The organism is Hymenobacter lapidarius (assembly GCF_001816145.1).
GTDB lineage: Bacteria > Bacteroidota > Bacteroidia > Cytophagales > Hymenobacteraceae > Hymenobacter > Hymenobacter lapidarius.
The window spans coordinates 149,144-158,120 of the sequence record NZ_MDZB01000120.1 but is presented as its reverse complement, the minus strand read 5'-3'; the positions used below and the strand labels follow the sequence as shown (position 1 = coordinate 158,120).

Here is an 8,977-nt window from a genome sequence, read left to right as displayed (position 1 = left end):
CCAGTGCGGGCCTGCTGCATCTGGCAAAGCTACCGAAAGGGAGTAGCAACTAAAGTCTTGCCCTAAAGGGCATAGCTTTAACTAGCGTGCTTGAAAAGTTAAAATCAGAAAACAACAAGCGTTCAAACCCGCGCCGCTGTGGCTCCCCTCTCTTTTGGAGAGGGGCCGGGGGTGAGGTTGCGGCGGGGAGGGCGACGCCTTTACTGCTTACTTCTCCTTCCCGTAGGAAATCATATTGGTAATCAGCCGGTAGGCGCCGGGCACGCCGGCTGGCAGCTCCCGAAACAGCGACAGGCCCGTGTAGATGTAGTGCCCTTTGCCGTAGTCGGCCACCAAAATAGCGCTTTCCTTGGTCTTTTCGCCGGGGTCGGCGCTGCTGATGACGGTTTGGTACTTGGGGTCCCAGGAGCTGGGGTAGTAGAGGCCCTGCTCCTGCACCCAGCCGGTGAAATCCTGGGCGGTGATTTTGTTGGGGGCGCTCAGGAGCGGGTGTTTCGAGAGCGTGACGGGGGCGTCTTCCACGGTTACCCGGTCGCTGCTCAGCTTCAGGGGGTACGGGCCGATTTCGGGTAGGACCGTGCTGCGCGATACCACGTACTGCACCACCACGTTGCCGCCCTGCTCGATGTATTTGAGGATTTCGGGCTGTTGGGTTTTGAGACGGTCGATGGTGTTGTAGGCCCGCACGCCCACCACCAGGGCATCGTATTGCTTGAGGTTGGGCGCGGTGAGGTCCTGGGGTTCGAGCAGGGTCACGGTATAGCCGATTTGGCGCAGGGCGTCGGGCACTTCATCGCCGGCGCCCATGAGGTAGGCCACGTTCTGGCCGCGTCGCTTCAGCTCCAGCTTCACGAGCGGGGCCACGGCTTCGGGAAACAGGGTTTGGGTGGGGATGTGGGGGTAGGTGATTTGCTGAATGCCGCGGCTATAGGCCTGACCGTCGACGTGGCTACGGCGCGCAGCTCGGCTTTGCCGGGGGCGGCGCCAGGGCCGGGCTGCACGCGGAACTCCACGGTTTGCTCGGCGTCTTTGGTGGCCAGGGCGAAGGACTGGCGGGTGGGGGTGCTGGTCCAGCCGGGGGGCAGGGTGAGGGCCAGCGTGCCGGCCACGCCCGCGCGGCCGGCTTTGAGGGTCACGGGCACGGTCTTGGGCTGGGCATCGGCGAAGACGTAGGCGCGGGCGGCGGGCAGGTTCACGGCCACGGGCGGCACTACGGCCAAGGGTTGGTAGAGTTCGCCGAGCACGGGGTCGGTGTGCTTGTATTGGACGGGGACAGTGAAAATCTGGGTTGGCCCACCATTAATACTGTAGAAGAAGGAGGCAGAAGCAACAGGGAAATTTTCAGGAAAGTTGACTACTCTCTCCAAACCTGTTTTGTACATGCCAATAGTCCCCTGTTCACGTAGCCAGTAGGGTTGCGAAATCAAAAAGTTGTTACGGCCGTTAACGGTTAGTTTCCCACTTGCTCGTTTATTCTGCCCTAATTCAGCAGCCTGTGAAGCATCTTCTTCCGGGCCATCATTGGAAATTGTCATTGGGTCTCCCCGATAAGCAACTTTATTGACTTTAACCATTTTCAATTTTATCGGTAGTGCCGAACGATTTACCATCTCGTAAGTAACCGATGCTTCGCCGCCACTTACAAACGTGGATTCATTCGCCACGGCTTCTGCATATACGCCTGCACAAGCTTGTATCAGCGCTGAAGTGGCCCCAAGCTTCTCCCCAATCCAGAATCGTTCCTTATTATTTATGCCCACCTTCCCCATGGCTTCGTGGACTTTCTCAAGCCCCGCCACGCTGGCGCTCGGGTTGCTCGCGTCATACTTGCGAATCACCTCCTCGATGAGCTTGCCCACGGCCGCTCCGCCGGGCACCCGGTTCCAGGTTTGGTCCACGCCTTCGAACAGGTCTTTGGTGGCCTGGGTCCCTTTCAGCGGCTGGAAATACTCCAGCGCCTCGCCCCGCTGGGCGGCCGAGCCAAAGCCCTGGCTGCGGTGGTTGCTACGGCTGCGGGCCGCGATTTCGCCGTACGACTGCCCAAGCAGGGGGTTGTAGCCGCCGGCATCGAGCTTGAGGTAACCGTCCATGTTTTCGCCGGGCTTCACGAAGAAGCTGCCGGTGTTCCAGAACAGGCGCTTGGGCTGCCAGGCTTGCACGTATTGCAGCTGCTCGGGGAAGCGCTTGGGGTCGCCGGCGCGTCGAAGGCTTCGGCGGCGAGGATGGCGCTGGCGGTGTGGTGGCCGTGGCCGCCGCGGCCGTCGGTGGGGAAGCGGGTGATGAGCACGTCGGGCCGGCGCTGGCGGATGACCCACACCATATCGGCCAGCACCTGCTCCTTGTCCCAGATGCGGAAGGTTTCGTCCGGGGTTTTGGAGAAGCCAAAGTCGTTGGCGCGGGTGAAGAATTGCCGGCCGCCGTCGGTGTGCCGGGCCGCCAGCAGCTCCTGCGTGCGAATCACGCCGAGGCCCTCGCGCAGCTCGGGGCCGACGAGGTTCTGGCCGCCGTCGCCGCGGGTGCAGCTCAGGTAGCCGGTTTCGAGCAGGCGCTCGTTGGCCAGGTAGGCAATGAGGCGGGTATTTTCATCGTCGGGGTGAGCGGCAATGTAGAGCACCGAGCCGAGGACGTTGAGCTTTTTGAGGCCCAGCAGGATTTCGGAGGACGAGTAGGTTTTAGGCGTTTGGGCTTGCGCTTCGCTAATTAGTAATTGAGAATTAATAATTAATACTGCCAGGGCGGCCAGGGAGCGGAGGGAACGAATCATGAACGAAGTAAGCGTGGGCGGCGCGTTAGGCCGGGTTTTCCGAAAAGATATCGGCCCAATTCAGGTTCAGCCCCGGCAGGGTGCGGCACGGAATGGGACCGGGGCCGGCGTACTCGCCCACCAGGCGGTAGCGGGCGGTAGTTTCGTCGAGCACGAACACCGAAATGTCGTTGTCCTGGGGCAGCACTATCCAGTATTCAAGCACGCCGGCTTCTTCGTAGAGGTCGAACTTGTCTTTCCAGTCGCGGGCGGCGGTACGAGGCGAGACTATTTCAATAATCAGGTCGGGCGCCCCCAAGCAGCCGCGCGGCTCAATCTTGCCAGGGTCGCAGATAACGCACAAATCGGGCAGTACCACGGTGTAGATGGCCGCGTCGGCGGTACGGCCGGGTTTGGGCAGGCGCACGTCGTAAGGCGCTATGCGTACCTGGCAGGCCTGCCGCCGCAGGTGCGTGTGAAAATGAGCATGCAAATCCCCCAACAACGCTTGGTGGCGGTCGGTGGGGGCACCCATGCGGCGCATAATTTTACCGCGCAGCAGCTCCACTACCTCCGTAAACTGCCAAGTTAGGTAGTCGGCGTAGGAATACGTGTTGTTGAGGTTGAGGTCGGTGAGGGAAGTGACGGGCGTAGGCATAAAGCAAAAATACGCTAGGCCCTGCGATTGGGGGCGCAAGAAGCCACGATGGCGCGGTACTTCGCCCCTTGCCGGCTATTTGTGTAACTCTGGCCCGCTGCTGTAGGGCGAGTACAGCGGACCGGCGCCTGCCCCGCGCCGCCGAAGATGCCCTGCTGGCCGTGGTGCTGGGGCCGCCCGGCCGTGGCCCCGGCGCAACATCGCGCCGGCCGAGCACGTCTTTACAAGACCTGAACTTCATTTGTAGTGAATTCAGTTTGTCTCCTACCTAAGCTGCGCCCAAGCGGCCTTTTCCTGATTTATGACGCTACACTTTTCCCGCGTATCGCTGCCGGTGCTTCTGGCCGCTACGCTTCTTTCCTCGTGTGCCCGCCGCCCCCAGGCCAGCACGGCCGCGGGCTCTACTGCTATCAGCACCCCGGTTCCAGCGCCGGCCGGGGCCACCACGCCGGGAGTGATATCGACGCCGCCCAAACCGGCTCCGGTGGGCGACCTCAGCTCCTCGCAGTGGTATCTGAAAGACCCGCGGCTGGATAAGGTGCCCGGCGTGGGCGCCAACCGGACCTACAGCGAGCTGCTGAAAAACCTGACGCCCCAGCCCGTGATTGTGGCCGTTATCGACTCGGGCATCGACACGGCGCACATCGACCTCAAGCCCATGCTGTGGCGCAACACCCAGGAAATAGCGGGCAATGGCGTGGACGACGACAAAAACGGCTACATCGACGACGTGCACGGCTGGAACTTCCTGGGCGGGGCCGACGGCCGCAACGTGAACGCCGAAACCCTGGAGATGACCCGCATTGTGGCCGCCGGCCGCAAGCGCTTCAAAGGCAAAACCGCCGCTACCGTCAAGCCCACCGAAAAGGCAGATTTTGCGCTCTATCAGAAAGCCGAAAAGGCCTACACCGTCCGCGTCAAGGACGAAACCGAGCGCAGCCAGCAGCTGGAAAGCATGACCGAGCCCATCACCCAAATGGTGGCAGGCATGAAGCAGGCCCTGGGCACGACCATCCTGGACACCACCGCCCTGCGCAACGCCAAAACCGACGACCCCAACCTGAAGCGCGCCATTGCGGGCATGCTGGACATGATGGCCCAGACCGGCGCCCCCGACGCCGACGCCCTGCTCAAGGAGTTGAAAGCCGGCGCCAAACAGGAGCGCAGCCTGCTGGAAAACTCGCTGAACCTGGACTTTAACCCCCGGGCCGACATTGTGAAAGACAACCCCAACGACCTGACCGAGCGCTACTATGGCAACAACGACATTCAGGGCCCCGACCCCATGCACGGCACTCACGTGTCGGGCATCATCGGAGCGGTGCGGGCCAATAACCTGGGCGTGATGGGACTCGCGCCCGACCTGGTGCGCATCATGACGGTGCGGGCCGTGCCCGACGGCGACGAGCGCGACAAGGACATCGCCAACGCCATTCGCTACGCCGTGGACAACGGCGCGCAGATTATCAACATGAGCTTTGGCAAGGAATTCTCGCCCCAGCGTGAGGTGGTGGAAGCCGCCTTCAAGTATGCGGCCGGCAAGAACGTGCTGCTGGTGCACGCCGCCGGCAACGAAGGCGCCAACCTCGACGTGACCAGCAACTACCCGGCCTCGTTCTACATCAACAAAACCGCCGTGCCGAACCTGCTCACCATTGGCGCTTCCGGCCCGCGCGACAACGCCCAGCTCACCGCCAACTTCTCGAACTACAGCAAGAAAGCCGTGGACGTATTCGCGCCCGGCGTGGCTATTTTCAGCACCCTTCCCGGCAGCACGTTTGGCAACGAAAGCGGCACCAGCATGGCCTCGCCCGTCACGGCCGGCGTGGCCGCAGTACTCAAAGCCTACTTTCCCAAGCTCACTGCGGCTGACTTGAAGCGCATCATCATGCAGTCGGCCCAGGTGCACCGCACCAAAGTGCAACTGCCTGGCTCCGATAAGGTGGTTGACTTTTCCACCCTCTCCGTGACCGGCGGCGTGGTGGACATGTACGAGGCCGTGAAGCTGGCGCAGAAGATGGCGCTGTAGGTTTTCGCACGGAGTTAAAAGGAGAAATGGGGAGGTTTACGGAGCCAATGCTTCTCCGTAAACCTCCCCATTTCTCCTTTTAACTCCGTGCAAGAATTTTACAGCACGCCCTTCTCCTCTTTCCGGAAGTGGTTCAGCACCAGCTTATCCATCAAGCCGGGCAGCAGCTTGTTCATGAATACCGTGAACTTGCCCTGGCCCGTGAGCACGAGCGTGCGCCGGCGCTGCTGCACGGCCCGCAGGATTTCATCGGCCACGGTTTCGCTGCTCATCATGGTGCCTTCGTCGCGCGGCGACTCACCTTGCGCGGAGCCGTTGGCGGCCAGCGCCACCTGGCGGATGTTGGAAGCTGTGAAGCCGGGCGCGGCCGTGAGCACGTGCACGCCCTGGTCGAGCAATTCGGTGCGCAGCGCTTCGAGGAAGCCGTTCATGGCAAACTTGGAGGCCGAGTAGCCGGTGCGGCCCGGCAGGCCCCGGTATCCTGCTATACTACTGATGCCCACGATGCTGCCCTTGCTGGCCAACAGGTGCGGCAGCGCAAACTTGGTGGTGAAAACCGTACCGAAGAAGTTGGTTTGCATGAGCCGCTTGATGACGTCCAGGTCGGCGTCCTGGAAGCGGGCGCGCATGCTGATGCCGGCGTTGTTGATGAGCACGTCGAGGCGGCCAAACCGCGCTACGGTTTCGGCAATGGCGCGCTCGGCGGCGGCTTCGTCGCCCACATCGGCCCGCACGGCCAGGTGGGCAATGCCGGCGGCGGCCAGCGCCTGCGCGGTGTCGGCCAGCTTGGCTTCGTCGCGGCCGGTGAGGGCTACCTGGTAGCCGGCGCGGCCAAAGGCCAGGGCGCACGCCCGGCCAATGCCCGACGTGCCGCCCGTGATAAGAACTGTGGAAGTTGACATGGCTGCTAATGCCCGTGGCTTCGCGCCGCAACTGTGAGCAGCACGAGAGGGATTCGGCCAAAATTACGGCTGCCATTGGCTTTATAGGCGCGCCGGGCTCCGCTGCCGGGCCAGGTGCCGCGTGGGGCCGGCCGGCCCGGAACCAGCACCGGGCCCGGCCCGGCAGGAGCAAAACCGCTCGGCGCTTTGGAAAACAAACCTGGCAAACGGCTCAGCCGGGCACCAGCCAGCCCCTGCCGTGCTTATATTTAGCCACTGAATTCCATTCTTTACAATTCGAATACCGTATGGCCCCATTTTTACGTTTCTGGTCCCGCTTTGCACCGGGTGTTGTGGCGGTGTTGCTGGCGGCGGGCGGGGCACCCGCGCAGGCCCAAACCGGGAGCTGCCCCGTGGCCGCGGCCTGCACGCCGGGCCGGGCCAGCGACGCGCAAGCCGCGGCCTTCAACATGGGCATTCTCAACGTCACGGTGGGCAACAGCCTCATCAACCGCACCTCAGTGGGCCAGGCCGAAGGGTACCAGGACCTGAGCTGCAGCACCAACGCGGCGCTGGTAGTGGGCCAGAGCTACGCCATCAGCATTCGCACGGGCGCCAACAGCCCGGAAAACGTGCGGGTATGGATAGACTACAACAACGATGGCCAATTCACAGGCACCACCGAGCTGGCTTTCAGCTCCGATAATGCCACCCTGCACACCGGCAGCATTGTGCCGCCCGGCGCGGCCACTCTGGGCGTGCGGCTGCGCATGCGCGTGGCGGCCGACTTCAGCAACGGCATCATCCCCACGCCCTGCTCCACGCCGCAGTACTCCCAAACCGAGGACTACAGCGTGACGCTGGCCGCCAATAGCAGCGCCCCCACGGCGGCCTTCACCACCAACGGCACCACCACCTGCACCGGCTGCGTGCAGTTCACCGATACCAGCCAGAACCTGCCCACCGCCTGGCTCTGGACGTTTGGCGATGGCACCACCAGCACCGCTCAAAACCCCAGCCACTGCTACGCCGCCGCTGGCACCTACGCCGTGACGCTGCGCGCCACCAACGCGGCGGGCACTACTACCAGCGCCGTCACCAGCATCGTGTACAACGACGCCGTGCCCAAGGCGGCCAGCTGCTCGCCCCAAACCGTGAACTACTTTGCCAACTACGGCATCACCCGCGTTCGGCTGAATACCATCGACAACACATCGGCAGATGGCAGCGCGGGCTACGAGGACTTCACCTGCCTGCAGCGCACCGAGCTAATCGTGGGCGCGGACTACTCGGCCACCATCACCACGGGCGGGGTCAATCCGCACGACATCCGGCTATTCCTGGACAGCAACAACGACGGCGTGCTGACGGCCGCCGAGCAGGTGTTTCAGCGCCTGAACACCCCCCCTCCCGGCGCCACCTTCAGCCTGAGTCTGCCCGCGGGCACAGTGCTCAACCAGCCCCTGCGCCTGCGGGTGGTAGCCGATGCCGTGGGCAACAACCCCGGCCCGTGCACCAGCCCCGCCAACGGCCAGGTGGAAGACTACACCGTGGTGGCCCTGGCCAATACGCGGCCGCCCATAGCCGAATTCAGCAGCAACTACACGCCCGGCGGCTGCGTGAACCCCGTGCAGTTCACCGACGCGAGCCAGAACCTGCCCACTGCCTGGCTCTGGAATTTTGGCGATGGTACCACCAGCACCGCCCAGAACCCCACGCACACCTACGCCGGCGCGGGCTCGTACACCGTGAGCCTGACGGCCACCAATGCCTTTGGCACCACCACCACGAGCCGCCCCGATGCGGTGGTCATCACCGTGCCCTGCCTCACTTACTGCGCTTCTAACGGCTGGGGCGGCATTGGGCCGGGCGGCACAGCGCTGGCCAGCCCATTCTTCACCACTTCGGTGCAGGTGGCCAATGCGCTGCCGGCCTTTTTGAATAGTACTGGGAATGCCCCCGGGGGCTACGCCGACTTTACCGCGACGCCCATCATCGTGAACTCGGGCAGCGCGCTCAGCCTGGTCGTGGTCACCAACCTGTCCATCAGCCACCGCGTGGCGGTCTGGATTGACTTCGACCTAAATGGGGTCTTCGATTCCTCTGAACTCGTGGCTAGCGGCGTGACGCCCAACAACACCAACGCCTACACGGCCAGCATTGCGCTGCCCGCCACCACCAGCCCGCTCAATACCCGCATGCGCGTGCTGAGCGTGGCCAATGCCAATACGCCGGCCCCCTGCTCAGTGAACCTGCTGAACGCGGAAGTAGAGGACTACCAGCTGCGGGTGCAGCCCCTGGCCACCCGCGCCGCCCAGGCCCTGCCCGCCCTCGGCGTTTTCCCCAATCCCACGCCCAATGGCCGGGTGCGCCTGCGCCTGCCCGATACCCGCGCGGCCGGCCGCTACGCCGCCGAGGTGCAGAACGTGCTGGGCGCCACCGTGCTCCGCAGCTCCCTGCGCCTGGGCCCGGCCGCCGATGCCGAGCTTGACCTGAGCGCCCTGCCCCCCGGCGTGTACGTGCTGCACCTGCGCGACGCGCAGGGCCAGACGGCCGTGCGGCGCATAGTACGCGAGTAAAGCCCGCCCGGCTCCCATTCGTTTCTGATGACGTTTCTCCTCCCGGCCCAACGGCTTTTCCCGGCCGTTGGGCAATTACTTCTTCCT

The 8,977-nt window shown here is 63.5% G+C and carries 7 protein-coding genes; 2 read left to right on the top strand and 5 right to left on the bottom strand.

Annotation, left to right across the window (positions count from 1 at the left end):
• Positions 1–207: 207 nt before the first annotated feature.
• Genes BEN47_RS22240 through BEN47_RS13675 form a run of 4 tightly spaced genes read right to left on the bottom strand, consistent with a single transcriptional unit; the run spans position 208 to position 3,401 of the window.
• Positions 208–864: a type 1 glutamine amidotransferase family protein gene (locus tag BEN47_RS22240; protein WP_239691607.1), complete on the bottom strand. Its 657-nt coding sequence runs from the start codon at positions 862–864 to the stop codon at positions 208–210.
• Positions 849–2,159 carry an NEW3 domain-containing protein gene (locus tag BEN47_RS22235; RefSeq protein WP_239691606.1) on the bottom strand — a complete coding sequence of 437 codons (1,311 nt, stop codon included), beginning with the start codon at positions 2,157–2,159 and terminating at the stop codon, positions 849–851. The genes BEN47_RS22240 and BEN47_RS22235 overlap by 16 nt, the downstream gene beginning before the upstream one ends.
• The gene (locus tag BEN47_RS22230) at positions 2,105–2,764 is read right to left on the bottom strand and encodes a PIG-L family deacetylase (protein ID WP_239691605.1); all 660 of its coding nucleotides are present in this window, start codon (positions 2,762–2,764) and stop codon (positions 2,105–2,107) included. Before BEN47_RS22230 ends, BEN47_RS22235 begins: the two co-directional genes overlap by 55 nt.
• Before the next feature lie 25 nt (positions 2,765–2,789).
• Entirely contained in the window at positions 2,790–3,401 is a 612-nt protein-coding gene (locus BEN47_RS13675) for a Uma2 family endonuclease (protein WP_070728952.1), read from the bottom strand.
• A gap of 301 nt (positions 3,402–3,702) precedes the next feature.
• Between BEN47_RS13675 and BEN47_RS13670 the strand changes: the two genes are divergently transcribed.
• On the top strand, positions 3,703–5,430 hold the full coding sequence (locus tag BEN47_RS13670) for a S8 family peptidase (RefSeq protein ID WP_083322418.1): 1,728 nt from the start codon (positions 3,703–3,705) through the stop codon (positions 5,428–5,430).
• Between the two features lie 98 nt (positions 5,431–5,528).
• Here BEN47_RS13670 and BEN47_RS13665 read toward each other — a convergent pair whose 3' ends face one another.
• Positions 5,529–6,332 carry an SDR family oxidoreductase gene (locus tag BEN47_RS13665; RefSeq protein ID WP_070728951.1) on the bottom strand — a complete coding sequence of 268 codons (804 nt, stop codon included), beginning with the start codon at positions 6,330–6,332 and terminating at the stop codon, positions 5,529–5,531.
• A gap of 287 nt (positions 6,333–6,619) precedes the next feature.
• On the opposite strand from BEN47_RS13665, the gene BEN47_RS22700 reads away from it, so the two are divergent.
• Positions 6,620–8,890: a GEVED domain-containing protein gene (locus BEN47_RS22700; protein WP_158011015.1), complete on the top strand. Its 2,271-nt coding sequence runs from the start codon at positions 6,620–6,622 to the stop codon at positions 8,888–8,890.
• Positions 8,891–8,977: the final 87 nt, after the last annotated feature.